The organism is Microbispora sp. NPDC088329 (genome assembly GCF_040685655.1).
Taxonomy (GTDB): domain Bacteria; phylum Actinomycetota; class Actinomycetes; order Streptosporangiales; family Streptosporangiaceae; genus Microbispora.
This window is the reverse complement of sequence record NZ_JBFBIP010000003.1, coordinates 369,583-395,705: the sequence shown is the minus strand read 5'-3', so window position 1 is coordinate 395,705 and position 26,123 is coordinate 369,583. Positions and strand designations below refer to the sequence as shown.

At 70.6% G+C, this 26,123-nt stretch carries 31 protein-coding genes and 1 pseudogene; 18 read left to right on the top strand and 14 right to left on the bottom strand.

Annotation, left to right across the window (positions count from 1 at the left end; translation table 11 throughout):
* The first annotated feature begins 16 nt into the window (after positions 1-16).
* The 3 genes from AB0O28_RS09225 to AB0O28_RS09215 all read left to right on the top strand — a co-directional run bounded on the left by AB0O28_RS09225 (position 17) and on the right by AB0O28_RS09215 (position 2,131).
* A complete protein-coding gene (locus AB0O28_RS09225) occupies positions 17-781 on the top strand; it encodes a sugar nucleotide-binding protein (RefSeq protein WP_363638010.1) in 765 nt (254 codons plus the stop codon).
* 77 nt (positions 782-858) lie between these two features.
* Positions 859-1,719 (top strand): sugar nucleotide-binding protein, encoded by an 861-nt coding sequence (locus tag AB0O28_RS09220; RefSeq protein ID WP_363638008.1) that lies wholly within the window; start codon positions 859-861, stop codon positions 1,717-1,719.
* Between the two features lie 241 nt (positions 1,720-1,960).
* Complete coding sequence (locus tag AB0O28_RS09215; RefSeq protein ID WP_363638006.1) at positions 1,961-2,131, top strand: hypothetical protein; 171 nt, start codon at positions 1,961-1,963, stop codon at positions 2,129-2,131.
* A 119-nt stretch (positions 2,132-2,250) separates the two neighbouring features.
* On the opposite strand, the gene AB0O28_RS09210 is transcribed toward AB0O28_RS09215, so the two are convergent.
* Complete coding sequence (locus AB0O28_RS09210; RefSeq protein WP_363638004.1) at positions 2,251-3,432, bottom strand: hypothetical protein; 1,182 nt, start codon at positions 3,430-3,432, stop codon at positions 2,251-2,253.
* Between the two features lies 1 nt (position 3,433).
* Positions 3,434-4,121: pseudogene (locus tag AB0O28_RS09205) on the bottom strand (response regulator transcription factor).
* A 16-nt stretch (positions 4,122-4,137) separates the two neighbouring features.
* Between AB0O28_RS09205 and AB0O28_RS09200 the strand changes: the two are divergent.
* Positions 4,138-4,653, top strand: a complete 516-nt coding sequence (locus tag AB0O28_RS09200; protein ID WP_363638002.1) for an ABC transporter permease — start codon at positions 4,138-4,140, stop codon at positions 4,651-4,653.
* 34 nt (positions 4,654-4,687) lie between these two features.
* Here the strand turns inward: AB0O28_RS09200 and AB0O28_RS09195 are convergent, their stop codons facing one another.
* Together AB0O28_RS09195 and AB0O28_RS09190 are read right to left on the bottom strand one after the other, a co-directional pair.
* Complete coding sequence (locus AB0O28_RS09195) at positions 4,688-5,692, bottom strand: YegS/Rv2252/BmrU family lipid kinase (RefSeq protein ID WP_363638000.1); 1,005 nt, start codon at positions 5,690-5,692, stop codon at positions 4,688-4,690.
* A gap of 29 nt (positions 5,693-5,721) precedes the next feature.
* A complete protein-coding gene (locus tag AB0O28_RS09190; RefSeq protein ID WP_363637998.1) occupies positions 5,722-6,117 on the bottom strand; it encodes a DUF3224 domain-containing protein in 396 nt (131 codons plus the stop codon).
* Between the two features lie 189 nt (positions 6,118-6,306).
* Between AB0O28_RS09190 and AB0O28_RS09185 the strand changes: the two genes are divergently transcribed.
* On the top strand, positions 6,307-7,059 hold the full coding sequence (locus AB0O28_RS09185; RefSeq protein WP_363637996.1) for an ATP-binding protein: 753 nt from the start codon (positions 6,307-6,309) through the stop codon (positions 7,057-7,059).
* A gap of 31 nt (positions 7,060-7,090) precedes the next feature.
* On the opposite strand, the gene AB0O28_RS09180 is transcribed toward AB0O28_RS09185, so the two are convergent.
* Positions 7,091-7,540 (bottom strand): universal stress protein, encoded by a 450-nt coding sequence (locus AB0O28_RS09180; protein WP_363637994.1) that lies wholly within the window; start codon positions 7,538-7,540, stop codon positions 7,091-7,093.
* A 91-nt stretch (positions 7,541-7,631) separates the two neighbouring features.
* On the opposite strand from AB0O28_RS09180, the gene AB0O28_RS09175 reads away from it, so the two are divergent.
* From AB0O28_RS09175 to AB0O28_RS09160, 4 genes are all read left to right on the top strand, one after another.
* Complete coding sequence (locus AB0O28_RS09175) at positions 7,632-7,937, top strand: hypothetical protein (protein WP_363637992.1); 306 nt, start codon at positions 7,632-7,634, stop codon at positions 7,935-7,937.
* Positions 7,938-8,039: 102 nt separating this feature from the next.
* Positions 8,040-8,975 carry an ABC transporter ATP-binding protein gene (locus AB0O28_RS09170; protein ID WP_363637990.1) on the top strand — a complete coding sequence of 312 codons (936 nt, stop codon included), beginning with the start codon at positions 8,040-8,042 and terminating at the stop codon, positions 8,973-8,975.
* Position 8,976: 1 nt separating this feature from the next.
* Positions 8,977-9,750 (top strand): ABC transporter permease, encoded by a 774-nt coding sequence (locus AB0O28_RS09165; RefSeq protein ID WP_363637988.1) that lies wholly within the window; start codon positions 8,977-8,979, stop codon positions 9,748-9,750.
* Positions 9,750-10,550, top strand: coding sequence for an ABC transporter permease (locus tag AB0O28_RS09160; RefSeq protein ID WP_363637986.1), 801 nt, complete (start codon positions 9,750-9,752; stop codon positions 10,548-10,550). The genes AB0O28_RS09165 and AB0O28_RS09160 overlap by 1 nt, the downstream gene beginning before the upstream one ends.
* Positions 10,551-10,631: 81 nt before the next feature.
* Here the strand turns inward: AB0O28_RS09160 and AB0O28_RS09155 are convergent, their stop codons facing one another.
* A complete protein-coding gene (locus AB0O28_RS09155) occupies positions 10,632-11,180 on the bottom strand; it encodes a GNAT family N-acetyltransferase (RefSeq protein ID WP_363637984.1) in 549 nt (182 codons plus the stop codon).
* Between the two features lie 150 nt (positions 11,181-11,330).
* Here AB0O28_RS09155 and AB0O28_RS09150 point away from each other — a divergent pair, with 150 nt between their 5' ends.
* Positions 11,331-12,314 carry a YafY family protein gene (locus AB0O28_RS09150; RefSeq protein WP_363637982.1) on the top strand — a complete coding sequence of 328 codons (984 nt, stop codon included), beginning with the start codon at positions 11,331-11,333 and terminating at the stop codon, positions 12,312-12,314.
* Here AB0O28_RS09150 and AB0O28_RS09145 read toward each other — a convergent pair.
* Positions 12,305-13,219, bottom strand: coding sequence for an SDR family oxidoreductase (locus AB0O28_RS09145; protein WP_363637980.1), 915 nt, complete (start codon positions 13,217-13,219; stop codon positions 12,305-12,307). The two genes, AB0O28_RS09150 and AB0O28_RS09145, sit on opposite strands and share 10 nt — an antisense overlap.
* Before the next feature lie 208 nt (positions 13,220-13,427).
* Between AB0O28_RS09145 and AB0O28_RS09140 the strand changes: the two genes are divergently transcribed.
* Genes AB0O28_RS09140 through AB0O28_RS09130 form a run of 3 tightly spaced genes read left to right on the top strand, consistent with a single transcriptional unit; the run spans position 13,428 to position 15,668 of the window.
* A complete protein-coding gene (locus AB0O28_RS09140) occupies positions 13,428-14,357 on the top strand; it encodes an alpha/beta fold hydrolase (RefSeq protein ID WP_363637978.1) in 930 nt (309 codons plus the stop codon).
* 33 nt (positions 14,358-14,390) lie between these two features.
* Entirely contained in the window at positions 14,391-14,846 is a 456-nt protein-coding gene (locus AB0O28_RS09135; protein ID WP_363637976.1) for a transcriptional regulator, read from the top strand.
* A gap of 9 nt (positions 14,847-14,855) precedes the next feature.
* Positions 14,856-15,668, top strand: coding sequence for a class I SAM-dependent methyltransferase (locus AB0O28_RS09130; RefSeq protein WP_363637974.1), 813 nt, complete (start codon positions 14,856-14,858; stop codon positions 15,666-15,668).
* Between the two features lie 117 nt (positions 15,669-15,785).
* Here AB0O28_RS09130 and AB0O28_RS09125 read toward each other — a convergent pair whose 3' ends face one another.
* From AB0O28_RS09125 to AB0O28_RS09115, 3 genes are all read right to left on the bottom strand, one after another.
* The gene (locus tag AB0O28_RS09125; protein WP_363637972.1) at positions 15,786-16,943 is read right to left on the bottom strand and encodes a winged helix DNA-binding domain-containing protein; all 1,158 of its coding nucleotides are present in this window, start codon (positions 16,941-16,943) and stop codon (positions 15,786-15,788) included.
* A 4-nt stretch (positions 16,944-16,947) separates the two neighbouring features.
* Entirely contained in the window at positions 16,948-17,979 is a 1,032-nt protein-coding gene (locus tag AB0O28_RS09120) for an aldo/keto reductase (protein WP_363637970.1), read from the bottom strand.
* Positions 17,980-18,148: 169 nt separating this feature from the next.
* A complete protein-coding gene (locus AB0O28_RS09115) occupies positions 18,149-18,571 on the bottom strand; it encodes a VOC family protein (protein ID WP_363637968.1) in 423 nt (140 codons plus the stop codon).
* A 273-nt stretch (positions 18,572-18,844) separates the two neighbouring features.
* Between AB0O28_RS09115 and AB0O28_RS09110 the strand changes: the two genes are divergently transcribed.
* A complete protein-coding gene (locus tag AB0O28_RS09110) occupies positions 18,845-19,885 on the top strand; it encodes a WYL domain-containing protein (protein ID WP_363637966.1) in 1,041 nt (346 codons plus the stop codon).
* 106 nt (positions 19,886-19,991) lie between these two features.
* Here AB0O28_RS09110 and AB0O28_RS09105 read toward each other — a convergent pair whose 3' ends face one another.
* The gene (locus tag AB0O28_RS09105) at positions 19,992-20,741 is read right to left on the bottom strand and encodes a TetR/AcrR family transcriptional regulator (RefSeq protein ID WP_363637964.1); all 750 of its coding nucleotides are present in this window, start codon (positions 20,739-20,741) and stop codon (positions 19,992-19,994) included.
* Positions 20,742-20,846: 105 nt separating this feature from the next.
* Between AB0O28_RS09105 and AB0O28_RS09100 the strand changes: the two genes are divergently transcribed.
* Positions 20,847-22,532 (top strand): ATP-binding cassette domain-containing protein, encoded by a 1,686-nt coding sequence (locus AB0O28_RS09100; protein ID WP_363637962.1) that lies wholly within the window; start codon positions 20,847-20,849, stop codon positions 22,530-22,532.
* A gap of 46 nt (positions 22,533-22,578) precedes the next feature.
* Here AB0O28_RS09100 and AB0O28_RS09095 read toward each other — a convergent pair whose 3' ends face one another.
* Positions 22,579-22,824 (bottom strand): VOC family protein, encoded by a 246-nt coding sequence (locus AB0O28_RS09095; RefSeq protein ID WP_363637960.1) that lies wholly within the window; start codon positions 22,822-22,824, stop codon positions 22,579-22,581.
* Between the two features lie 20 nt (positions 22,825-22,844).
* Here AB0O28_RS09095 and AB0O28_RS09090 point away from each other — a divergent pair, with 20 nt between their 5' ends.
* The 3 genes from AB0O28_RS09090 (at position 22,845) to AB0O28_RS09080 (ending at position 24,902) form a co-directional block, all read left to right on the top strand.
* Entirely contained in the window at positions 22,845-23,339 is a 495-nt protein-coding gene (locus AB0O28_RS09090; RefSeq protein ID WP_363637958.1) for a GNAT family N-acetyltransferase, read from the top strand.
* 329 nt (positions 23,340-23,668) lie between these two features.
* Positions 23,669-24,187 carry a CGNR zinc finger domain-containing protein gene (locus AB0O28_RS09085; RefSeq protein WP_363637956.1) on the top strand — a complete coding sequence of 173 codons (519 nt, stop codon included), beginning with the start codon at positions 23,669-23,671 and terminating at the stop codon, positions 24,185-24,187.
* A 7-nt stretch (positions 24,188-24,194) separates the two neighbouring features.
* Positions 24,195-24,902, top strand: coding sequence for a helix-turn-helix transcriptional regulator (locus AB0O28_RS09080; protein WP_363637954.1), 708 nt, complete (start codon positions 24,195-24,197; stop codon positions 24,900-24,902).
* A 50-nt stretch (positions 24,903-24,952) separates the two neighbouring features.
* Here AB0O28_RS09080 and AB0O28_RS09075 read toward each other — a convergent pair whose 3' ends face one another.
* Complete coding sequence (locus AB0O28_RS09075; RefSeq protein WP_363637952.1) at positions 24,953-25,558, bottom strand: YdeI/OmpD-associated family protein; 606 nt, start codon at positions 25,556-25,558, stop codon at positions 24,953-24,955.
* 36 nt (positions 25,559-25,594) lie between these two features.
* Positions 25,595-26,044, bottom strand: coding sequence for a carboxymuconolactone decarboxylase family protein (locus AB0O28_RS09070; protein WP_363637950.1), 450 nt, complete (start codon positions 26,042-26,044; stop codon positions 25,595-25,597).
* Between the last annotated feature and the right edge of the window lie 79 nt (positions 26,045-26,123).

Sequence of the window (26,123 nt, the reverse complement as noted above, 5' to 3'; positions counted from 1 at the left end):
GATGAGGTGATCCGCCTTGAGAGTTCTCATCGTCGGCGGCAGCGGCCTTCTCGGCAGCGAACTGGCGAGGCGGTGTTCGGCGGCCGGGCATGAGGTCGTCGCGACCTACCTCACGCGGCCAGGAAAGATCGTGGACGTCGAGTGGGCGCCGCTCGACGTGCTCCGGCGCGAGGACGTCGGCGCTCTGATCGGCGCACACAAACCAGAGATGGTCGTTAACGCCGCGTACCGGCAGGCCGACTGGACGACCACGGCGGCCGGAGCCGCGAACGTCGCTCTGGCCGCCTCCGCGACGGGCGCGCGCCTGGTGCACATGGCCGACGACACGGTCTTCTCCGATGCCGCGACCCGTTACGACGAGACCCGCGTCACCGGCGCGATCACCCCGAACGGCGCCGCCGAAGCCGCCGCCGTCACAGCGATGAACGCGATCGCGCCGGCCGCGGTGACAGCCCGGACCTGCCTGTTCACCGGCGACGGTGATCGCCCGCACGAGGCGCCGGCGCATCCCCCGGCCACGGACTGGGGGAGCGGAGTGCTGTTCACCGACGACGTGCCGCGCCCCGTGCACGTCGCCGATCTGGCCGCGGCGCTGCTCGAACTCGCCGCGTCCGAGCACCACGACGTCCACCGGGTCGCCGGAACCGACGCGGCGAGCCGAAACGAGCCGGGGTCGCTCACCGCCCGGCGTGACGGCCTCGACGGGGACCGGCCGCCTTCGGCCCGGCGAGCGGACACCGCCGCGCCCGGTCCGCTCGATGCGCGTCTGATGTGCTGCTGACTCAGCGGCCGCTTCGGACCACGCTGCGCGGCGGTTCCGGGGGATGGGAAGCGATTGCTCAACTAGGGTGACCGGCCATGAGATTCCTCATCGTCGGGGGCAGTGGTCTTCTCGGCAGTGAACTCGCCCGGCAGTGTGTGGCGGCCGGGCATGAGGTGGCGGCGACCTACCTCACCCGATCAGGAGAGACCGGCGGCGTCGACTGGTTGCCGCTCGATGTACGCCGGCGCGAGGACGCGGAGGCGCTGATCGGCGCATTCCGGCCAGAGGTGGTCGTGAACGCCGCGTACCGGCAGACGGATTGGGCGACCACTGCCATCGGAGCCGTGAACGTGGCTCTCGCCGCCACCGCGGCCGGCGGGCGCCTGGTCCAGGTGTCCAGCGACGCGGTTTTCTCGGGTGCCGCGATCCACTATGACGAGACCTGCGTCCCCGACCCGATCACCCCCTATGGTGCGGCCAAAGCCGCTGCCGAGACAGCGGTGAGCGCGATCGCGCCAACGGCGGTCATAGCCCGGACCTCCCTGATCATCGGGGACGGTGGTTCCTCGCACGAGGCGCTGGTGCACGCACTGGCCGGCGGCAGACAGAAAGGAGTGCTGTTCACCGACGATGTCCGATGTCCGGTGCACGTCGCCGATCTGGCCGCGGCGCTCCTCGAACTCGCCGCATCCAGATACCGCGGCATCCATCATCTCGCCGGAACCGACGCGGTGAGCCGGTTCGAGCTCGGGCTGTTGATCGCCCGGCGTGATGGCCTCGACGCGGACAGTCTGCCTTCGGGCAGGCGAGCGGACACCGCCGTGCCCGGACCGCTGGATGTGCGACTGGAGTGCGCCATGACGCAGCGGCGCCTGCGGACCACGCTGCGCGGCGCGCGGCGGTTCCTGAGCAGGGGACAGGAACCGCCTCTACAAACCGGATCAGAGCCCTCATAGCAACTGATAGCCACATATACCGGACAGAATTCACCTTCTGTCCGGTATGACGATTTATAGGTGCCTACGATCAGAATAGGAACCTTTGTCCAATCGCAGAGGACGGGCGGGTTCTCGTTCGGCGATGTGGGCGCCCAGAGGGAGAATCGTGGACCTCGGGTGCCGAGAATGCGGCACCGGCTCCGTCCCGGGTCCGCCAGTGGCGACGACGGGCCGCGCGACGGAGGAGGAGAGGACCACCATGACGATCCAGTGGAGGGACAACGCCGGCATCGTCGACGTCATCGCCCGCCTGCGCATCCACGGCGCCGAACACGTCGCCGAACTCCGTGCGCCCCGAGGGCGACTGACGGCTCTGTTGCGTCCGCGGCCCGGAGGCACCGTGGTCGCACTGGTCGAGCAGATCGGCTGACGGCCCTCGTCGCGGGACCAGCACGGAGACGGTGTCATGCGCACCTTGCAGAGCGTCCGAAACTCCAGGCCAACGGCCCTTCGTGCCCCTTCCGGCATTGCTCGATAATGAACATTATGTCAAGTAGGCGATTTGGCGGCCCTCCTCCCGGCCCTCCTCCCGGCCACTCTCCCGGCTCTACGACCGACTCGCGCGCCCGTATCGCGGACATCGCCGCGCGAGGGCGTCCGAGCGTCCATGTCGCGGCGCCGAACGGCGGGCCCGTCGGCGCGGCGGTGCCGCGCCACGGGGCTTGCGATCGTCGCGCTCGTGCTGACGACCACTCCCACGGCCTGGCTTCGCGGACGGCGGCGCCCCTCTCGCGACGGGTCTGCGGCGCCACACGTCGTTCGGCCGCTGGCCGGTTGGAGACTCCCCCGGCCCGTGTTCGATTTGCCGGATCTCGACGCGGTTGCGCACCTGCGGATCGTCCCCTTCCGGCCCGCCGGCTCTGGTGACCTGCTTTCCACCGCTTGGACCGGCCCGCTTTGCCACGCTCTCCGCGCCGCTCCCCCGCCTTCCCGGGCGCACACGGACTCACCCGTGAGGGTGTTGTCACTCTCCGTGATCACCCCTCTCCCCCGCCCTTCAGCCGGTCGCGGCCGGGCGAGGTGGGCAGTTGGACGACGGTACGGAGCCCGCCCGCGGGGCGCGGGACGATGGTGAGAGACCCGTCGTGCGCGTGAACGATGCTCTTGACGATTTGCCAGGCCGAGGCCGACGCCCGCGTGGTCGCCGCGTATTCTTCCGGTGCCGCGCTGGAACGGTTCGGTAAGTGTCGCGACCGACTCCGGGGGCAGCTTTTCGCCGCTGCTTTCGACTGTGAGCATCACGGTCTCGGGGCGGACGCTGGTCGTGATTAGCGCCTCGGTGAGGTCGATCGCGCGGGCGTTGACGGTGTGAAGGCGGTCGACGAGTTCGCCGTGGTCGTCCTTGCGGCCTTCCAGCCGGATGCGGTGGGTGAGCGACCCGTTCGCGGCCATGCGCGTCGCGTCCGTGATGCGAGTCAGCGGGGCGAGCATGCGGCCGGCGAGAAGCCGGCCGCCCACGAGGCCGAACACCAGCAGGAACGCCAGCACCGCGGCGGCCGCCGGCGCGAACATACGCAGGAGGAGGGAACGGTTGGGCGCCACGCCGAGAAGGCCGCGCGTACTGTCGGGCACGTAGGACAGGAGGAACACCCACACGGCGGCGAGCAGCAGGGCACCGGCGAACATGAGGAACGCCGCGTAGCTGAGGGTGAGTTTGAGGCGAACGCTCACGTCATACCTCTGGCGGTACGGTGCCGGACGCCGCGTCGATGCGGTAGCCGACGCCGGCCACGGTGGCGATGATCCCGGGTTCGCCGAGCCGTCTGCGCAGCGCCGAGATGGTGATGCGCACGGCGTTGGTGAAGGGGTCGGCGTTCTCGTCCCACGCTCGTGCCAGCAGTTCCTCGGCGCTGACGACCCCGCCTTCGGCGGCGACGAGCACTTCGAGCACGGCGAACTGCTTGCGGGTGAGCGCGGACGTAGCGGCCGTCGCGGTAGACCTCGCGGCGGAACGGATCCAGCCGCAGGCCCGCGATCTCCCGCACGGGCGGCCTGTTGTAGGCGCGCCTGCGGTCGAGTGCTCTGAGCCTGAGGACGAGTTCGCGGAGTTCGAACGGCTTTGTGAGGTAGTCGTCGGCGCCGAGTTCGAATCCGGAGACCTTGTCGTCGAGCCGGTCGGCGGCAATGAGGATGAGAATGGGGGTGCCGCGGCCGGAGGCGACGATGCGATTGGCGATCTCGTCGCCGGAGGGGCCGGGGATGTCGCGGTCGAGGACGGCGATGTCGTAGGCGTTGACGCTCAGCAGTTCCAGGGCGGTGTCGCCGTCACCGGCGATGTCGGCGGCGATCGCTGCCAGGCGTAGGCCGTGGCGGACGGCTTCCGCCAGGTAGGGCTCGTCCTCGACGATCAGCACACGCACGCTCTCGAGGCTACGGGTGGGCGCATGTCGTCGGCGTATCGGAAACTCATACGTGCCGGCAACACCGCGTCGCCTTGACTGCGGGCATGGCCTACAGCGAACCGACCGTGGCCGCCGGCAGCTGGGGACCCACACCTGGTCGGCGCTCGGACTGCTCGGGATCGCCGTCGTGATCGCGCTGATCGGGATCGCGAACACTTTGGGGCTCTCCGTGCTCGAGCGGGCCCGCGAGCACGCGATGCTGCGCACGCTCGGGCTCACCCGCAGGCGGCTGCGGTGGATGCTGGCGACCGAGGCGGTGCTGCTGTCGGTGGTGGCCACTGTGCTCGGCACCGTGATCGGCGTCGGGTTCGCCTGGGTGGGCTACGAGACGGTGGTGACGCGGGCTCTGCGCGGCGCCGCCATGCGGGTCCCCTGGTGGTCGCTCGTCGTCGTGGTTGTCATCGTCGCCCTTGCCGGGCTTGTCGCCGCTGTCGGCCCGGCACGCCGGGCCGCCCGGGTGACTCCGGCCGCGGGGCTGTCCCTCGGCTGATGCTCTCGTCGGTCGTGCGCGGGGGCCGCGGTGGTCATGCGGTGGTGTCGGGCAGGCAGACCGTGATGGCCTGGGGGACGACTTTGACCTTGATGTTTCTGGCCTGGTCGCGGGCTCCCCCGTCCAGTTCGTACGTCTTGGGGTCCTGAAGTTTGACCGTTATCTTTCTGGCGCGGGTGATGCGGACGAAGGGGGATTTCTCGGCGTTGCCGGCGCTCATGCGGCCGAGGGTCCGGGCCCATTGGACGGGGCCTTCCGCGGTGGAGACGCCGACTTCCAGCCAGCCGTCGTCGGAGCGGGCGTCTTCGAAGACGTCGATGCCGCCGGTGACGGTGCCGACGTTGCCGACGAGGACGCAGCTGGCGTCGCCCTCGAACCAGTCGGTGCCGTCGATTTTGATTTTCATGGGGGTGACGGCGCCGCCGACGTGGCGTAACCCGGTCCAGATGTAGGCGAGGCGGCCCAGGCGGTCCTTGAGGCCGCGGTCGGCGTCGGCGATCATTTCGGCGTCGAGGCCGACGCCCGCCATGACCGCGAAGTGCTCGCCGTTGATCTTTCCGAGGTCGAGTTTGGCGCGGCGGCCCTCGAAGCCGATGCGTACGGCCTCGGGCAGGTCTTCGGGGATGCCGAGGTTGCGCGCGAGGAGGTTGGCGGTGCCGGCGGGGACGATGGCGACGGTGGCGCCGCTGCCGGCGAGGGCGTCGACGCAGCGTTGGACGGTGCCGTCGCCGCCCCAGAGGAAGAACAGCTCCGCGCCGTCCTTGAGGGCTTGGCGGACTTTCTTGGGGGCCTTCTTGCTCTTGGGGACCTCGTACCAGAGCAGGTCGGCGACGTCGTAGCCGGTGATGAGCTTGCGCAGCTCGTCGAGGCCGCCGCCGAGGGTCTTCTTGCGGTGCGCGATGACGGCGACGCGCGGGGCCCTGGTGTGGCCGTCAGTGGTGCGGCCGGTGGGGCGTGCCGCGGTGCGGGGGGTGGCGGAGGCGGGCTCTGCCGGGGCGGCGGCCTCGTCCGTGGTTCGCCGGTCAGCGGATTTCACCATGGACCGGCGGCTACCCGGATGAGAGCGGGTTAGGCGTCGGGCAGGGTGTAGTCGAGGACATAGTGGTGGCCGTCTTCGACGCGGATGGTGCCCTGTCCGGTGAGGCGGGTCAGCTCCCCGGTGCCGCTGGTGGGGACGATCTGCCATTTCATCCATTGTTCGCCGTTGTGGCTGGCCGCGCTGTGCTGGAGGGCGAAGGTGCCTTTGCGTCCGTGGAGGGTGCCCGCGAAGTGTTCGACGCCGACGTAGGCGGCGGGGCCGTCGGGGGTGATGACGGTGAGGATCTCGGTGGTGCTCGTGCCGACGAGGTCGCCGTGGAAGGTCTTGGTGATGTGGTTGCGGCCGAAGGTGGCGCCTTCCTTCTCGTCGGTGGCCAGTTCGTTCCAGCTGGTGATGTCGAAGGTGCCGGTGGCGTGTGCGTTCATGTGTCCAGCGTGGCGCGTTTTCCTGTCGTCTTCTGTCAGGTATGGCGGTGACTGGAGGATGAAAATTCTGCGAATGCCGTGAAGCCGGTCACTTTACCGGCGTTCATGACAGAGGATCGGAGGCATGGGTTCTCCCCGACCGGCCGTCCCGGTCGTCGTCGACCGGTCCGTCCAGGCCCGTTCAGCGGAATGCTGACCTCTCCTTTCCCTTCGCAGGAGGGCCGCAGCAGCGCGTACAGGGCGTTCGGGTCGGGCGCGACCGCCCCGCGCCGGGCGCGCGCGTTCGTACGGTGCCAGTTGCGGGGGTGGGAGCTCGCGCATCTGGCCGAGACGGCGGAGCTGGTGGTCTCGGAGCTGGTGACGAACGCGGTGCGGGCGACGGACGCCGTCGTCAGTCCGCCGATGGCCTCGTCGATGTTCCCGGTGGCCCTGCGTACGGTGGCGCTGCGGGTCCGGGTGGCGCCGGGGCGAGGCAGCCTGTTCATCGAGGTGTGGGACGTCAGCGACGGCGAACCGGTGTCGCTCGGCGCGGCGGAGGGCGATGTGGACGGTGAGGCGGGGGTCGAGCTGGGCGAGAGCGGCCGAGGGCTCGCGCTGGTCGGCAGCCTGGCCCGGAGCTGGGGCCACTACTCGGCGCCGGACCGGGGGAAGATCGTGTGGTGTGAGCTGGCCATCGTGCCGGTGGAGGCGGCGCTGCCGTCCTCGGCGGGGGGCGCCGCGGACGCCGGTGACGGGCCGCGGGTGCGGCCGGGGGCGTTGACGGCGCAGCGGCGGGAGCCGGTGACCGCGGGGACGTCTTCGGAAGCGTCTTCGGGGACGCTGCCGCGGCGGGCCCGGCGGCATCCGGTGGCCGCGCGGGCGGACGGCCCGGACGAGGCGACGTTGCTGCGGGTGCTGGAGGGTCTGCGGGCGCTGGACGTGTCCGGGCCGGAGCGCCGCTGAGCCGGTCCGCGGTCCGGCTACGCGGGGCGGATCAGGGGACGACGGTGACCGGCCAGCGGCCGGCGCGGACCAGGCGCAACGCGACCGAGCCGATGAAGCGGTGGCCGGCCTGGGTAGAGGCTCCCACCACGACGGCGTCCGCTCTGATCTCGTCGGCGATCTTCGCGAGGGCGCCGGCGGCGTCGCCGTACTCGGTGCGGAAGGTGTAGTCGACACGCGAGTGGGTGGTCTGGGCGAAGCGTTCCACTTGCCGGCGGAGGTCCGCGGCGACCTCCTCCCCCGCCTCGATCACCGAGGCCGACGCGGCCGGCATCATCGTGCTGATCGCTCCGGGATTGGTGACGTAGACGAGGACGACGTGCGAGCCCTGGCGGCGGGCGAGCCCCCAGGCGTAGGCGGCGGCGCGCAGGGAGGTCTCCGAGCCGTCGATGCCGACGAGGATCACTCGCGGGCCGTCGGTGCCCAGCTCGAACGTGTTCACGCAAGTCAGCGTACGGCCATCGGAGGGTGCCCGGATATGGGCCCCGCGCCGGGGCGCGGAGCCGCCGGCGGGGCTGGCTACGGTGTGTGCCATGGCGGACTTCGTACTGGTGGCCGGAGCGCGGCTGGGGGCGTGGGCGGAGGTGGCGCCGCATCCGGGCGCCACGCTGGTCGAACCGGCGGTGCTCGTGCGGCCGCTCGACGAGCTGCCCGCGACGTACGTCGGGTGCCGGTACGACGATGGAGGGCCCGATGACCTGGATGACGCGGATGACGTGGTGCGGCGTCTGCTGGCGGGCGGGCGCTGGCGGCTGGTGGAGATGGACACCGGGCACTGGCCGATGTTCTCCCGGCCGCGGGAGCTGGCGCGGATTCTGCTGGATGAGGTGGCGGTCTGACGGTTTCCGCGTGGTCGGCGTGGAGGCGGGGCAGGACCCCGCGCCGGGGGCGCGGATAACCTGTTGCGGAAATGTCGGGGCCGTTGGTTAGGGTCTCGGATCGTGGCTGATCAACCGTTGATCTACGCGCGTGGCCTGGTCAAACGCTTCGGGGAGTTCACCGCCGTCGCCGGGATCGACCTCGAGGTGGCGCCGGGAGAGGCGTTCGGTTTTCTCGGGCCCAACGGGGCCGGCAAGTCCTCCACCATGCGGATGATCGGCTGCGTGTCCACGCCGACCGCCGGGGAGCTGCGGATTTTGGGCATGGACGCCGTGCACGACGGGCCGCGGATCCGGGCGCGGCTGGGGGTGTGTCCTCAGCTGGACAACCTCGATCCCGACCTGACGGTGCGGGAGAATCTGGTGACCTACGCCCGGTATTTCGGGCTGTCGCGGGCGGAGAGCCGCAGGCGGGCCGATGAGTTGCTGGAGTTCGTGCAGCTTTCCGACCGTGCGAGTGGGAAGGTGGAGCCGCTGTCGGGTGGCATGAAGCGGCGGCTGACGATCGCGCGGGCGATGGTCAACGAGCCCGATCTCGTGCTGCTTGACGAGCCGACGACGGGGCTGGACCCGCAGGCTCGTCACCTGTTGTGGGAGCGGCTGTTCCGGCTCAAGCAGCGGGGCACGACGCTGGTGCTGACGACGCATTACATGGACGAGGCCGAGCAGTTGTGCGACCGGCTGGTCGTGATGGACGGGGGCAGGATCGTGGCGGAGGGGTCGCCGCGGTCGCTGATCGAGACCTATTCGACGGCCGAGGTCGTGGAGTTGCGTTTTCCCGGCATGCCCGAGGCGGGGTCGCGGTATGCGGCGGCGTTGGAGGGGGTGGGCAAGCGGGTCGATCCGCTGCCGGATCGGGTGCTGGTGTACGTGGACGACGGCGACGCCGCGCTGGCCGAGATGCATCGGCGGGGGGTGGAGCCGTCGAGCGTGCTGGTGCGGCGGTCGACGCTGGAGGATGTGTTCCTCCATCTGACGGGCCGGACGTTGGTGGAGTGAGATGGCTGTGGCCCATGGGGTGCGTCCGACACTGGCGGTGCTGGAGCGGCATCTGACGTTGTACCGGCGGTTGTGGCAGGCGTCGGTGTTCTCCTCGTTCGTGCTTCCGGTGCTGTTCCTGCTGAGCATCGGGATCGGCGTGGGTGGTTATGTCGGCAGGGTGCAGGGGGTCGATTACCTGTCGTGGATCGTGCCGGGGGTGCTCGCGTCGACGGCCTTCCAGATCGCGATCGGCGAGTCGACCTATTCGGTGCTGGGTGACTTCAAGTGGGTCCGGGCTTATCACGCGATGCGGGCCACGCCCGTGGAGCCGGTGGACATGGTCCGGGGCCACGTGCTCTACCTGGTCTTCCGGGTGACGATCGCGGTCGTGGCGTTCCTGGTGGTGGTGGTGTTCTTCGGTGGGCTGCATTCGCCGTGGGCGCTGGTCACTCCCGTGGTGTGCGCGGTGCTCACGGTGTCGGTGTCGGCGCCGGTGATCGCGTTCGCCGCCACGATCGATCATGACAGTTACTTTTCGATACTGTTCCGCTTCGTCGTGCTTCCCTCGACGTTGTTCGCCGGGGTGTTCTTCCCGGTTGAGCAGCTCACGGCGGTGTTGCGCCCGCTGGCGTACGCCTCGCCGTTGTGGCATGCGGTGGAGTTGTGCCGGGCGGCGACGCTCGGCAGGGCCCCGGCCTGGCCGGTCGTGGTGCATGCCGGGTATCTGCTGGTGTGGGCGGCGGCGGGTCTTTTCCTGGCGGTGCGGGCGTTCCGCAGGAGGCTGGAGGACTGATGGTGACGACGTTGGTGGCGTCCCGGGTCTCCCCCGGCCGGGTGGGCGCCGTGATCGGCCGGAACGTGGGGGCGCTGCGGTCCGGGCCGTCGTACTGGATCGTGCTGGTGTCGGGTTTCTTCGAGCCGCTGCTGTATCTGCTGTCGATCGGTGTCGGCGTCGGTGCGCTGGTCGGTGATCTGACGGTGGACGGGCGGACCATGTCGTACGCGTCGTTCGTCGCGCCGGCGATGCTGGCGGTGTCGGCGATGTCGGGGGCGTTGGCGGAGACGACGTTCAACTTTTTCTTCAAGTTGAAGTACATGAAGACGTTCGAGGCGGTGCTGGCGACGCCGGTGCGGCCCGTTGAGATCGCGGTGGGTGAGCTGGTCTGGTCGATCGTCCGGGGCTCTCTCTACACCGCGATCTTCCTGGTGGTGATGGTGGTGATGGGGCTGGCGGAGCCCGCGTGGGCGGTGGCGGCGTTTCCGGCGACCGTGCTGGTGGGGCTGGCCTTCGGCGGTCTGGGGATGGCGGTCAGCACGCTGATGCGCGGCTGGCAGGATTTCGACCTGATGGGCACGGGGCAGTTCGCGTTGTTCCTGTTTTCGGGGACGTTCTCCCCCGTGCGGGATTATCCGGTCGGGGTCGAGGTGCTGATCCAGCTCACGCCGCTCTATCACGCGGTGGAGTTGGTGCGCGGTCTGTGCATGGGAGTGCTGGAATGGGGGCTGCTGGGTCACGCGGCCTATCTGGTGGTGCTGGCCGGGGCGGGGGTCTGGTTCGCGTCCCGGCGCCTGACCCGGGCCCTGTGTGACTGACGGCCCTGTGTGACTGAGCGCGGCACCCCGCGCGACAGCTCGTGCACTGGACCGGCGCCTCACCCTTTTCGGAGCACGAGCTCAGCCAGACGGTGTGACCGAGGACCACACGCCGAACCACTGCTCGGCGCCGTACTCCTCAAACCGCTCCACCTCGGTGAACCCCAGTTTCGCCGCGAGGCGCATCGAGCGGTGGTTGGCGGTCTGGGTGCAGAGCACCACCGGCTCGGCGGGAAGCACGCCGGCGAACCAGTCGAGTGCCGCCGCGCACGCCTCGGCGGCGTACCCACATCCCCACGCCTCCGGCAGGAACATGTAGCCGAGCTCGGCCTCACCGGCATCCGGACGGACGTGACCCGGACGCTCCGCGTCGCGCCGGTCGAGTGTGACGATGCCGATCATCGCTCCGTCGAGATCGACCACGAAAAGCCCAGGGCGCCGCCTGGGCGTCTCAGGCACCGTACGCGCGAACTCATCACGCGGTCGAGGGCCACCAAGGTAGAGGCCCACCTCTGGCGAGGTGAACAGCTCGATGATCGCCGCGCGGTCGCGGGCCTCGGGTTCACGGAGCAGGAGCCGCTGGGTCCGTATCGGGGCAGGTGGCCAGTCGACGGGTCCGAGCTCGGTCATGGCGGGCAACCTATCGCACGCCCGCCGGGCCACACGTGCTCTGGCAACTCACGAACGAGGAGCGGCCCGGCAGGTCACCGCCTTCTGCGCGGCTGCCGGTCCAGCCGGCCCGGACGAGTAGCGGACACGCTCATCTCACAAGATGAGGGGATGCGTGTATCTCGGCTGATCTCCTTGGTGTTGCTGCTCCAATCTCGTGAGGTGATGACGGCCGCGGAACTCGCGCGTGAGTTGGAAGTGTCCGAGCGGACGGTGTATCGGGACGTGCTGGCACTCTCGGCGGCGGGCGTACCCGTCTACGCCGAGCAGGGGCGAAATGGCGGTTACCGCCTGATCGGCGGCTACCGGACCCGGTTGACCGGGCTGAGCCGCGCGGAGGCCGAGGCGCTGTTCCTTTCCGGACTGCCGGGTCCGGCCCGGGAGATGGGGCTGGCCGATGCCGTCGCCGGTGCGCGGCTGAAGGTGATCGCGGCGCTGCCGGCCGCGTTGCACGACGCCCCGGCGCGGGCCGGGCAACGGTTTCATCTGGACGTTCCCGGCTGGTTCGCCGCCGCCGATCCGCCGCCGCTGCTGGCCGGTCTGGCGCAGGCCGTCTGGGGGGACCAGGCCGTCGAGCTGCGCTACCGCCGGGGCCGGGAGGACGGTCAGGAGGTGTCTCGTGGGGTGCATCCATACGGGCTCGTGCTCAAGGCGGGTGTCTGGTATCTCGTGGGCCGGGTGCGGGGGGACTATCGGATTTACCGTGTGGACCGGATCGTTGCCGTCGAGCCGGCTCAGACATCGTTCGACCGTGATGAGTCCTTCGATCTCCCTGGGTTCTGGGCGGAGCACACCGCACAGTTCGTCGCCTCGTTGCTGGCTGAGCACGTCACCGTTCGGTTGAGTCCGAGGGGGATGCGAGCGTTGCGGTTCGCCGTCGAGCCACCCGCCTTCGAACAGGCGCACAAAGCCGCCGGGAGGCCCGACGGGCAGGGACGGGTGACGACGTCGCTGCCCGTCGAATCCCTCGACGTCGCCTATGACGTGCTGCTACGGCTCGGCCCGGAGGTGGAGGTGCTCCACCCTCCGCAACTGCGCACCCGCATGGCGGAGGCGGCGGACCGGCTCGCCCGGATGTACCGCGGTCAGCGGTAACCCGTCGCGTCGGCAGGCTTGCCGGCGTCCTGGACCTCGACGGCGTAGCGCCACGCGTCGGGCCGGCTTCCGTCCACGTCGGTGAAGCCGTAGACACCGGCGAGCTGCCCGCTGGACAGCGACTGCCCGTTCCACCGCGCGACCTCGGGGTCGGCCGCGAGTGCCGCGACCGCACGCCCCACATAGGCAGGCGTTTCCGAGATGACGAAATGCGGTTCTCTGTCCAGCGCGTCGCGCCAGGTCGCCTCCGTGACGCCGTACACATCCAGCATGATCTCCGAGCGCATCCAGCCCGGTGTCAGGGAAACGGCGGTCACCCCGTACGGCGCCAGCTCCTTCGACTGCGCGAACGCCAAGCGGTTCACCGAGGTCTTGGCCAGGTCGTAGAACACGGAGATGCGGTAGTTCTCCGCGTTGTAGGCGGTGGTGCCGTCGGTGACCTCGACGACCAGGCCGCCCGGCTCCCGGATCATCAGCGGCAGAGCGTAGTGGCTGGTGATGATGTGGGTGTCGATCGCGAGGCGCAGGACGCGCAGGCCCTTGTCGAGCGAGTGCTCCCACACCTTCTCGTTCCACCCGAAGAGCAGTTCGCCGCCCCAGATGTTGTTGACGAGGATGTCCAGCCGCCCGTGCTTGCGGTCGATCTGCTGGATGAGGGACTCCACCTGGTCCTTCTGCAGGTGATCCACCTGGATGGCGATCCCCTGACCGCCGGCAGCGGTCACGAGATCGGCGGTCTCCTCGATCGTCTCCACCCGGTCCATCTCCGAGCGGTGCTCTCGCGTACTGCGCCCCGTCACGTAGACCGTGGCCCCCGCTGTGCCCAGCTCGACGGCGATGCCCCGGCCCGCGCCCCGTGTCGCCCCCGCGACCAGGGCAACCTTCCCTCTCAGCGTTTTCTCCATGGCAGGAATGCTCACAGAAATACCTGACAAAGAACGTCAGGCTTTTCCGGGACCGAGCCGCCCGAAGACGAGTTCCCCAACGCTTCGTGGACGCCCCGAGGTGACCGGCGGCGGGCAACCCTCTTCCGTAGATGCGGCCTCTAAGATTGACATTGCTAGCTATTTCAGTCATGGTTGAAATAACTAGCCAACAAGTACGGAGCAAGCCGTGGAACACGTGACCTTCAACAGCCTCGGCACCCGCTGCGCGGGCGATCTCTACCTGCCCGAGACGAGCGACCCGGTCCCCGGGCTGGTGCTCGGGCACAGCGGGGTGATGGTCAAAGAGGCGCTGGCGTTCTTCGCGCCCTACTTCGTCAAGGCCGGCTTCGCGGTGCTGGCCATCGACTACCGCACGGTCGGCTCCAGCGAAGGCGAGCCGCGCGGCCTGGACTACCCGGAGCGGCAGGTGGAGGACTTCCGCAGCGCCGTGTCCTACCTGCAGACCCGTTCCGAAGTGCGGCCAGAGCGGATCGGGGTGTGGGGGGTGAGCATCGGCGGCTCGGTGGCGGCCCAGGCCGCCGTGCTCGATCGGCGCATCAAGTGCGTCGTCGTGCAGAGCCCCAGCGTGTGGAACGGATGGCGATACATGGAACGCCTCCTGGGCCGTGCCGGTGTCCACGCGCTGCGCGACCGACTGCAGCAGGACTGGCAGCGGCGCTACGAAGGCGGGCAGAGCGCTCGCGTGCCGCACCTGACGCTGGAGGGCGACAGCGTGAAGGACACCCCGGACATGTCGACTCGCCTGTTTCCCACCTACCGCAACGAGAAGACCCTCGACTCAGCCGAGCACCTGCTCACCTTCGCACCGGAGAACCTCATCCACCGGCTCGCTCCGACGCCGCTGCTGATGATCGCCAACGGCGGCTGGGACCCGTACCACATGCTCGAGGAGGCGCAAAGCGCCTTCGCCAGGGCGGGCGAGCCCAAGCGGCTCGCGGTGCTGCCCTACGACGTGCTCGGCCTCTACACCGGCCCGGGCCTGGAGGAGGCGATGGCGCTCGCGATCGACTGGTTCGACCTTCACCTGCGCAGGACCCGGCTCGCGGCCATCACCCCGGCACCCACCTACGAGTCGGTGGCCGCCATGACACAGTGAACCGGCACGCGATCGACAAGGGAGGACGCGACGATGAGCAGTGAGGAACAGCAGGACCGGCTGCTGCGCTGGGTGGAGCGGGTGGCCGCCTTCTGCGTGGAGGAGTGGGGGCTGCCGCCCATCACCGGACGCATCCTCGGCTGGCTCATGATCTGCGATCCGGCCGAGCAGTCCGCCGGGCAGATCGCGGAGGTCATCCAGGCCAGCCGGGCCTCGCTCACCTCGAACATGCGGTTTCTCACGGCCATCGGCCTGGTCAAGAAGGTGAGAAGGCCCGGCGATCGCGTCTCCTACTACCGCATCGAAGACGACGCCTGGCAGAAGGTCATCCAGCGCAAGCTCGAAAGCCTGAGCGCGTTCGGCGAGATCGCCGACGAAGGGCTCGACATCGCGGGCAGCGACGGGCACCGTACCGAGCGCATCAAGGCCGCCCACGACTCCCTGACGTGGCTGCAGAACCTCGCGGCCCGTCATCCGCTACGCCGTTAAGGAATTCCCATGCACCGCCGGCAACCCAAGCTCGGGCTGATCCAGGAAACGCTGCTGCTCACTCTCTACGCCAGAGCCCTGGACGCCGGGCGGCCCAGCCCGATCCTCGGCGACACCCTCTCCGCCGACCTGGCCGGCACCATCGATTACGACTTCGGCAAGCTGCAGGTCAAGCCGAACCTCGTCCTCACCACGGCACTGCGCGCCAACAAGCTCGACGGTGTCGTCCGCGCCTTCATGGCCACTCACCCCGGATGCGTGGTGCTCGACCTGGGCTGCGGCCTGGACACCAGGGTGTTCCGCTGTGATCCCCCGCCCGGCGTCGACTGGTACGACATCGACTTCCCGGACGTGGTGCACCTGCGGGCCGAATGCCTGCCCGGCCGTTCCCACCTGGTCGGAGCCGACCTCACCCGCTCCGACTGGCTCACAGCCATCCCCGGTCACCGCCCGGCGATGATCGTCGCCGAGGGGCTGCTCCCCTTCATGCCCGGCGACTCCTTCCAGGCGATGACCCGCGCGCTGGCCGGCCATTTCCCTTCGGGCGAGCTCGCGCTCAACGGCTACACCCGCTTCGCCGCCTGGGCCATGAAGTATCACCCGACCATCAAGGCGCTCGGCATCAAAGCCGCCCAGGGCTTCGACGACCCCCACGAACCGGAGTCCTGGGACGCCGGCCTCGAACTGATCGAGGAGCAGATCCTCGCCCGCGCACCGGAGGTGGCCCGGTTCCCGCAACCGCTTCGCGCGCTCACCCGTCTCACCGCCCGCAGTACGGCCTTGTCGCGGCAAGGGGCCCGCATCCTCCGCTACCGGTTCTGACCGGCCCCCGCCCGCGGCAGACGTCGTCCTTCACTCGTGAACGCGCCGCCGAAGGCGGCTGGGGCGGTGGACCGGAAACCGGCGCGAGCGCCCCCGCTCGACCAAGAGCGCGCACTGTCAGCGAGCCCGGCGAACGAGCCTTGGCGTACGTTCCCGTTCCTCCACACTCCGAGGGCCGGCTCCCGGCGGCGACAGCCGTACGCGGTCGCTGTCGCCCTCGGACAGGAACGACGCCAATGCCTGGCCCTCTTCGGCCACCGTGTCGCGCTCGGCGCGGGAGAAGGAGCGCAGCGGGGTGACGATCACGGTGTCGTCCTCGACGGTCCAGGTCGCGGCGACCCGGCCGTCGACAAGGACCATGCGGGCACCGGCGACCGACAGGCCGCGGTCGGTGTCGTCGATGATCCGGCCGCGGTCGTGGTAGCCGAGGATCGTGTTGTCGAACGCCGGCAGGAATCTCACCGGGGCGGGTGTGTCCGGGTCGGGGCGGGGCGCGCCGGGGAGGTCGAGCAGTTCCCGGCCCCGCTCGTCGCGGAAGGAGACCAGCTCTCCGCGGATCGAGGCCACCGCGGCCGGCAGTCCGGCCAGGCCGCACCAGGCGCGCAGGTCGGCCACGGCGGCGGGGCCGAACGCGGCGAGGTACCGCCGGACCAGCGTCTCCCCCACCGGATCGGTGCCGTCCGCGGCCGGCGGGTCGATCTCTCGCCCCAGCCATGAGGAGAGCGTGACGTTACGCACCCCCGCTTTCGTGCGCCACAGCCCGCGCGGCGGCAGCTGCGCCATCGGGACGAGGGCGGCGACAAGCATCTCTCCCAGCGCCCGCGGTCCCGGTTCCGGCCAGCGGCCGGCCAGGGCCCGCGCGAGTTCGCCCATCGAGCGCGGCTCGCCGTCGGCCATCACCGCCCGGCCCGCCGCCGCGAGCTCGTCGAGGTCCACCCCGGCGAGCTCGCGGCGGTAGGTGCCGAGCACCCGCTGGCGCAGCATGAGGTCGTGGCGGGCCCGCCAGGCGATGGCGTCGCCGGCGGCGAGGAGGTGGACGGTGCGGCGCATGAGATGGGTGCGCACCACGTCTCGTCCGGTCAGCAGAGCGTCCAAGGCCGCGGGGCGGAAGGCTCGCGCCCGCGACCACAGCCCGACGAACGGCTCCTGCGGCTCCTGCGCCTGCAGGCCGCACACGTGCGCGACGACGTCGAGGACCGGTAGGTCGGCGCGGTCGAGCAGGAACTGCCGGGCGAGCGTGGCGCGGTTGAGAGCGCGGCTGTCGAGGACCGTCATGGTGTCAGGCCGCGGCCCGGTCGCCGGCCGGGCGCCTGCGCAGCGCCGGATGCGTGATGGCCGGCGGGTCGTGGGCGATGTCGAGGGGGCCGATGTCGGTCCCGGGCGGGACGATCTCGTCGATCTTGTCGAGGATGTCGTCGCCGAGTGTGATGGCGGCGCCGGCCAGCAGATCCTCGAGCTGTTCCACGGTGCGGGGGCCGATGATGGCTGCGCTGATGTCGGGGTGGGTGGTGGCGAAGGCCATCGCCATGTGGGTCAGGGACATGCCGGCTTCTTCGGCCACGGTGATGAGCTGTTCGACGGCGTCGAGCTTGCGCTCGTCGGTCAGGTGCTTGGGCACCCAGTGCATCCTGGCGTTGTCCGCCCGGGGTACGCCCTTGCGGTAGCGGCCGGTCAGCAGGCCCGACGACAGGGGGCCCCACACCAGCACGCCCAGGCCGTAGCTCCGGCAGACGGGCAGGACCTCTCGTTCGATTCCGCGGTTGAGGATGGAGTATGTCGGCTGCTCGGTGCGCAGCCGGTGCAGAGCACGCCGTTCGGACACCCACTGCGCCTGAACGATCTCGGAGGGGGGCAGGTTGGAGGAGCCGATGGCGCGGACCTTGCCGCTGCGCACCAGGTCGGTCAGCGCGGACAGGGTCTCCTCGATGTCGGTGCGGGGGTCGGGGTGATGGATCTGGTAGAGGTCGATGTAGTCGGTCTGCAGGCGTCGCAGCGAGTGCTCGACCTCGGCGATGATCCAGCGCCGTGAGCTGCCGTGGCGGTTGGGGCCCTCGCCCATCCGACCGTTGACCTTGGTGGCCAGCACGACGTCGTCACGCCGGCCTTTGAGGGCCTTGCCGACGATCTCCTCGGTCTCGCTGTAGCCGTACACGTCGGCGGTGTCGACGAAGTTGATGCCGGCGTCCAGCGCCCGGTGGGTCATGCGGACGCAGTCGTCGCGGTCGGGGTTGCCCACTGGGCCGAACATCATGGTGCCCAGGCAGTAGGCGCTGACCTCGATGCCGGTTCGCCCCAGCTCTCGCGTTCTCACAGTGATCCGATTCCTCTTCGATTCGATGGGGCCGCTCGGTGGGGTCTCGCGGCCTCGCCGGCGGTCCCGTTCCCGGCGCACGGGCAGGAGCGGGATGGAAAGGCGGAGGGGTGCGGCAGGCAGGCGGATGCCCGCCGCCCCCCTCTGCGGGGGAGGTCGGTCGTTGTGCTCAGCCGTTGTAGGGTGCCGCGACGTCCAGAACCCAGACGACGCCGAAGCGGTCCTTGAGCATGCCGTAGAGAGGCGCCCACTGCGCGGGCTCCAGCGGCCGCACGATCGTCGAGCCGGCGGTCAGCTTGTCCCAGAGGGCGGTGATCTCGTCGGTGTCGTCGCCGCGTACGGAGACGAAGACGGCGTTCTCGCCGGGGTTCCAGGGGGTGTGGGAGGGCACGTCGTAGGCCATGATGTGAAAGCCGTTGTCGGCGATCACCTGGCCCCACATCACCCAGTCCGCCTCGTCCGGAGTCTGCGCGTTGCCCGCGTCCTTGTAGGTGACGGCGACGACGTGTCCGCCGAAAACGGAGTGGTAGAAGTCGAGCGCGGCGCGGGCGTCGCCGCGGAAGTTCAAGTGGGTCGTGGTGGTGATGGACATGATGACTCCTGGCATTCGATGGGTCGGACAGGCGCCGGACGAGTTCGGGGGCGGAAGCAGCCGGGCATGCGTCGCGGCGGCGGTTGCCCGCCCCGGCGATGGGCGTTCCAGCGATCCCACGGGTCACCGTCTCCGCCGTAGCGGGCAGACGCTCTTCATGGGTGGTGACCTGTGGTGATCGTGCTTCTGTCCGGCCTCGGCCGGCGTCGGTGACCTCACGCTCCCATGGGTAGCGGACAGGATGTGTCCTCTACTGGGGGCAGGATGAGTCTCATGCCGAAGACGTCCGCGCGGCTGCTCGCGCTTCTCTCGCTGCTGCAGACCCGTCGTCACCGGTCGGGCGAGGACCTGGCCGCGCGGCTGGACGTCAGTGCGCGCACGGTCCGGCGTGACGTCGACCGTCTCCGCGAGCTCGGTTACCCGATCACGACGTTCAAGGGGCCCGAGGGCGGATACCGGCTCGATGCCGGTTCGCAGATGCCGCCGCTGCTGTTCGACGACGATCAGGTCGTCGCCCTCGCGGTGGCTCTCCAGACAGCCACCGCGACCGGCGCCGGCATCGAGGAGGCCGCAGCGCGTGCGCTGAACACCGTCCGGCAGGTCATGCCCGGGCGGCTGCGCCACCGGATCGACACCCTCCAGGTCACCGCTGTCGAGCGGCCCGCGACGCGGCCGGGCGCACAGGTTGACAGCAGCGTGCTCATGGCGCTCAGCGCCGCCGTTCACGCCGGTGAGGTGCTGCGCTTCGGCTACGCGGCCGCGTCCCGGGAGGAAGCGGACGACGGCGTGCTGACGCCGCCGCGCCGGGTGGAGCCTCATCATCTGGTCACCTGGGGCGGGCGCTGGTATCTCGTCGCCTGGGACCTCGACCGCGAGGATTGGCGTACCTTCCGTGTCGACCGGATCAGCCCGCGCTCCCCTACGGGGCCGCGTTTCACCTCGCGCAAGTTGCCCGGAGGTGATGTGGCCGCCTTCGTGGCCGGCCGATTCCGGGGCTTCGAGGGCTCCGGCGACTGGCCCTGCCGCGGTGAGGTGATCCTTGGCCTGCCCGCCGCCGCCGTGTCCCGCTACACCCGCGATGGGATCGTGGAGGAGCTCGGCCCGGACCGCTGCCGGCTCGTCCTGGGCTCGTGGTCGTGGCCCGGCCTGGCCGCCGCCATCGGCAGGTTCGACGCCGACATCGAGGTCGTCGGCCCGGCCGAGCTCAGGGAGGCCTTCGCGCATCTGGCCCGCCGCTACACCAGGGCGGCGAGCGGCGCACCCGCCACCCCGCCACCGCCGCCCAACGACCTCGATCCGGTCCGGCCGCGGTGACGGTGAAGGCGAAGGCCAGGCCGCCCGGGGTCGGCGCGGGCGGCGGACGAGCCGTCGGCGACGCCGCGCCTGACCGGGGTCGGCGCGCAGGCGGCGATCGCCTCGGCTACCGGCTCCGGGACGCGGACGCCTCACCGGCGGCGGCCGTGCCTGCCTGGATGCCTGCCTGGATGCCGTCCAGGAGCCACCGGAGGCCGAGGGTGAAGCTGGCGTCCCAGTCGCCGTCCGCGACGAGGGGTCCGTGGGTGGCGAGGACGGGATACCGGTCGCCCGTGGCGCGCAGGTGCTCCCGGGCGGCCTGTGCCGTGGCTTGTCCCGCGGCCTGCTCTGCCCTGGCCGTCCAGGTCGCCTGCATCAGCGCGGACCCGATGACGTAGTTGGACAGCCCGTACGCCGCGGCGGTCAGGCAGGGTTCGGCGACCCCGGCCCCAACGAGGGTGGCGTACAGAAACTCGCTGCGGGCGAGCACGTTGGGACCGAGCATCGGGCGGCCCAGCAGCGCCGCCGACCAGGGGTGGTCCAGGAGGACGGCGCGCCACCCGGTGATCAGTGCGGTGATGGCGGCGCGCCAGTCGCCGACGTCGTCCCCCGGGATCTCGACCGCCGCGAAGATCGCGTCGAGGGCGAGGTCGAGGACGTCGTCCTTGGTCTTCAGGTGCCAGTACAAGGTGGTCGACCCGGTGCCGAGGCGCTCGGCGAGCCGGCGCATGGTCAGCCGGTCGGCGCCTTCCTCGTCGAGGAGGGCGACGGCCTCCTCGACGATCCGGTCCCGGCTGAGCGGTGGCGACTCGCGCGCCGCCCGCGCGGGTGGCCGCAGCCACACGTCGCCGGCCGATCCCGGGCCTTTCCCCGCCATTCGCGTCCTCCTCGTCGTCCGGGAGCGAGTCTAGTATGGTGATCGACCGCCGGATCATTGATCCGGTCACTAGTACGTCGGTCCAGACGACGGGGAGGGACGGCGGTGGCGGGACACGTGGAGGTGGACGGGCTCACCTACGTGCTGCCGGATGGGCGGCTGCTGCTGCACGAGGTGTCCTTCCGCGTCGGCGACGGCGTCAAGGCCGGGCTGGTGGGACCGAACGGCGCGGGCAAGACGACCCTGCTGCGCCTGATCGCCGGGGACCTGCGCCCGGACGACGGCCGGGTGAGCCATTCGGGCGGGCTCGCGGTGATGCGGCAGTTCATCGGCGGCGTGCGCGATGACCGGACACTGCACGACCTGCTGCTGTCGGTGGCTCCCGAGCGGGTCAGGGCCGCCGCGGCGGCCCTGACGCGGACGGAGTCGGCGCTGGCGACGCGTGACGACGAGGCGGCGCAGCTGGCCTACGCGCAGGCGATCGGGGACTACGCCGACGCCGGCGGCTATGACATGGAGGTGGTGTGGGACACCTGCGCGACGGCGGCGCTGGGCGCGCCGTACGACGTGGTGCGGCGGCGGCCGGTGGGCACGCTGTCGGGCGGGGAGCAGAAGCGGATCGTGCTGGAGGCGCTGCTGCGAGGCCCGGACCAGGTGCTGCTGCTGGACGAGCCGGACAACTACCTCGACGTGCCAGCCAAGCAGTGGCTGGAAGAGCGGCTGCGCGCGACGTCCAAGACGGTGCTGCTGGTCTCCCATGACCGCCGGTTGCTGGCCGAGGCCACCGACCGGATCGTCACGGTGGAGTCGCGCGGTGTGTGGGTGCACGGCGGGGGCTTCGCCACCTACGCGCAGGGCCGCCGTGACCGCATCGACCGTCTGGAGGAGCGGCGCCGCCGCTGGGACGAGGAGCACGCCAAGCTCAGGCGCCTGGCGCAGACTCTCCGGCAGACCGCGGCCGACAACGACGCGCTGTCGTCGGCCTACCGGGCCGCCCGCACGCGGCTGGAGCGGTTCGAGGAGGCGGGCCCGCCCGAGCGCCCGCCCCGGGAGCAGAACGTGCGGATTCGGTTGCGCGGTGGGCGGACCGGCAAACGTGCCGTCGTCTGCGAGGGCCTGGTGCTCACCGGGCTGACGCGGCCGTTCGACGTGGAGATCTGGTACGGCGAGCGCGTGGGCGTCCTCGGGTCGAACGGCTCGGGCAAGTCCCACTTCCTGCGGCTGCTGGCCGGGGCCGCGCACGGCACGGCCCTGGACACGGTGCCCTCAAGCGCCGTCACCTCCGGCGGGGTCGCCGCGGACGCGGTTCCCCCGGTGCGCCACAGCGGTTCGGTACGGCTGGGCGCGCGGGTGGTGCCCGGCCACTTCGCGCAGACCCATGCCCGGCCCGAGCTGCACGGACGCACCGTCGCCGAACTGGTGACGTCCGGGTACGCGCTCACGCTCAACGACGCGATGGCCGCGCTGGCCCGCTACGAGCTCGCGCCGGCCGCCCGGCAGCGGTTCGAGACCCTGTCCGGCGGGCAGCAGGCCCGTTTGCAGATCCTGCTGCTGGAACTGTCCGGCGCGACCCTGCTGCTGCTCGACGAGCCGACCGACAACCTCGACCTGGCCGGCGCCGAGGCCCTGCAGCAGGGGCTGGTGTCCTTCTCCGGCACGGTCCTGGCCGTCACCCACGACCGCTGGTTCGCCGCCGACTTCGACCGCTTTCTCATCTTCGGCGCCGACGGGACCGTGTATGAGAGCGCCGAGCCGGTGTGGGACGAGACCCGTGCCCGGCGTGCCCCCTGACGCCGTCCCCCTCCAGCCGGCGTCGCGCAGCGGGTCCACGGCCCGTTCAGGACACGCAGACGCAGAACTCGTTGCCTTCGGGATCCCGCCAGACCTGCCAGAGGTTCTCGTGCATCTCCCCTGCCGGGGTGGCTCCGAGCGCGGCGGCGCGCGCGACCGCACCGGCGAAGTCATCGGTGACCAGGTCGAGGTGGACCCGGTTCTTCACGGTCTTGGGTTCGGCGACCCGTTGCAGAGCCAGGTTGCCCGGGCCGGCCCGGATCTGGACCATGGCAGAAGGAGGATCTTCCAAGGAAGGGTGGGGATCGTATCGTGAGCCCGGTTGTCATACGCCGTCTCGGCGGCGGGGACTGGCGTACCTGGCGCCGTCTGCGGCTGGCGGCACTCGCCGACGCGCCCGGCATCTTTCACGGGGACCTGGAAGAGGAACGGGCCTACGACGAGGGGCGGTGGCGCGGGTGGACCGAGGAGGGTGTCAAGGTGGCCGCGTTCGACGCGGACGCGCCGGTCGGCGTGGCCGCGGGGCGTGTCCCGGCCGACCGGGCCGGGGCCGTGGAACTGTTCGGGATGTGGGTGCGTCCCGAGGCCAGGGGCGGGGGGATCGCCGAGCGTCTGGCACTGGAGGTGGTGGCCTGGGCGCGGGAGTCGGGACGTTCCCGGGTGGAGCTGTGGGTCATCTCCGGCAACAGCCCCGCGGAGCGGCTGTATCGGCGGCTCGGATTCCATGGCACGGGCGAACACGAACTCCATCCGCACGATCCGTGCCTGCGTAAATATGTCATGGCCAAGGGCATCGGCGAACGGTGAAGCGTGATCTCCCGGCTGGAGGCGGGGGGTGATGCCGGCGGCGCTGTCGCGGGGCGTCGTGCGGTTCCCGCTCGGCGCGACTGCGGGCGGAAGCGCCCGCCGGCGCCGCGCGCGTTCACCGATCCAGGGGGCCGCCCGGCCACACCGGTCGCCCACCGCCGGATTCGGTGAGGATCTGCCACAAACGGCAGGCGCAGCGCCTGTAGACGACCCATCCCTGGGATGTGCGGTGACGGGAGACCTCGGTCCAGTGGTGCACATGCTGTCCGGTCATGTCACCAGTGTGTTGTAATGCCATTGTGCATTTAAACCCTTACGGTGCCGAGGCGGTGGCACTCGCCGTCGACCTGGCCAACAGGAAGCCCGCCACCGTTGAGGAGCTGGTGCGCAGGTGCACCGAGGCCGGACTGGTCATCACGCAACCGGTTCGGGCGGAGGATCTCGTCCGGACGATCGCGATGCTGCGCGACTGGGAGCGGATCGTCGACACCGTCGAGGAGCGGGCGCGGGCCGACCTCGTCAATCGCCGGCTGGCCGCCGTGGCCGCCTACCCGCGGCTGAGCGATCACGCCGGTGACGGCTGGCACCTGCACTATCGCGACGATGACGCGTCCTTCATCACGATGCTCAAGGCGGTCATCTTCGTCGGGACGGCGCTGCATCTGGCCGGTCGTGGGATGCACCGCCTCGGGAGGTGCGGGCTGACCGGCTGCGACGCCGTCTACGCCGACACCTCCCGTGGCGGCACGCAGCGTTATTGTTCGCCGCGCTGCGCGAACCGCGACGCGGTCCGCAGGCACCGTGCGAGAGCACGTCCGGCTCCTGACGCGTCCGTGCGCGGGGGATAATGCCCGCGTGTACGAGGAGAGGGCCTCGCGTGTGCCGGGCGCGGTGGTGTGGTGGAGCGTCTCCCCCGGCTCCGCGACCGCCGCGCGCCGGGTGCTGCCGGACGGATGCATGGACGTGATCTGGGCGGACGGCGCGCTGCTGGTGGCGGGTCCGGACACCGCCGCGCACGTGGTGGCCGACCGGCCCGGCGCCCGGTATGTGGGGCTGCGTTTCGGCCCGGGCACCGGCCCGGCGGTCCTGGGGGTCCCCGCGCACGAGCTGCGCGACCGGCGGGTGCCGCTGGCGGAGCTGTGGCCGGGGGCGGAGGCGCGGCGGCTGGCGGAGCGGGCGGGCGAGGCCGCCGAGCTGGGAAGGTCGGTGGGTGCGGTGCTGGAGGAGGCGGCGGGGCTCCGGCCGGGCGCGGCGCCGGGCCCCGTCGACGCCGTTGTCGTCACCGCCGTCGTGAACGGCGTGCGCGCGGGGCTGCCGGTGGCGCGCATCGCGGCCGACGCGGGGGTCGGCGAACGGCGGCTGCACCGCCGGTGCCTGGACGTCTTCGGGTACGGGCCGCGGACGCTCGGTCGCATCCTGCGGATGAACCGGGCGGTTGACCTGGCCCGCGGGGGCGCGCCGTTCGCCACGGTGGCCGCCGTCGCCGGGTACGCCGACCAGGCTCATCTGTCCCGTGAGGTGAGGTCGCTGACCGGGGTGACGCTCGGCACGCTGGTCCGCTGACCTCCCCGCTCCTCCTGCGCCTTGCAGCGGGGAGAGGAATGGGCCGGCATTCAACTGCCGAGGGCGCGCTTTTGCGGGTGGATCGTTTCGCCGCGGGCAAGCATGTCAACGAACTGGCTGATACGACGGGCTCGGGTCTCGGCGCGTTTGGCGTTCGTGATCCGATAGAGAATGGCATAGCGGTTTTGTGAGGTGAGAATGTCGAACATCGCTTGTGCCCGGGGTTCCGCGGCCAAGGCGGCGGTCAGGTCGGCCGGTACCTCGATGCCGGCTTGTCCCGCGTAGGCCGCCTCCCAGCGGCCGTCGGCCTTGGCGCGTTCGACCTCGGTCATTCCGGCCGGATGCATCCGGCCCTCGCTGATCAGACGGGTGACGATGGAAACGTTCCGCGCTGACCAGGGACTCTGTTTTCCGCGAGGGGTGAAGCGCCGGCAGAAGGTGATCTCATCCCGCCGTCGTAGCCGACCATCGATCCAGCCGTGGCACAGGGCTTCGTCGAGCGCCTGGTCATAGGTCAGGCTGGTGGGCCGGGTCGTGTTCTGCTTGGCGAGGACCAGCCACACCCCTGCCGAGCTGTCGTGGTGCCTGCTGAGCCACTCCCGCCAGGCCCGGGCGTCGGCAACGGTCAGTTCCGGTAGTTCGTCGCTCATCGTCATGTGTCCCTGATGATCATCGCAGACGCCCGCCCGCCTTCACCAGGCCTTGCCGGCCTGCTCCCGGGTCGTGTGGTTGATCCGGTTGAAGAAGTTGGTGATTGCGATGTTGAGGGTGATCGCGGACATCTGCTTCTCGTCGAAGTGGGCGGCGGCGGCCTCCCAGATCTCGTCGGTCACGCCCGGCGCGCCGTCCTGGATCCGGGTGGCGGCCTCGGTCAACGCGAGCGCCGCCCGCTCCGCCTCGGTGAAGAACGGCGTCTCGCGCCACGTCACCACGTTGTGCAGCCGCTCGTCGGTCTCCCCGTGCTTCTTGGCCGACGCGACCCCGGCGAACACACACGGGCTGCAGCCGTTGATCTGGCTGGCGCGCAGGTGAACCAGCTCGAGGACGCGCGGGTCGACGCCACCGGCGTGAATCGCCTTCTGGAGATGCGTGATCCCTGTGATCACGTCGGGATTCGCCACGCTCTTCACGCGTGCTTCCATGGGTCCTGCCTCTCATCGGTCACGTGCGCCCGTCCGGGCCCGTCATCCAACGCACCTTGGCGTAGGTCATCGTCGTCGT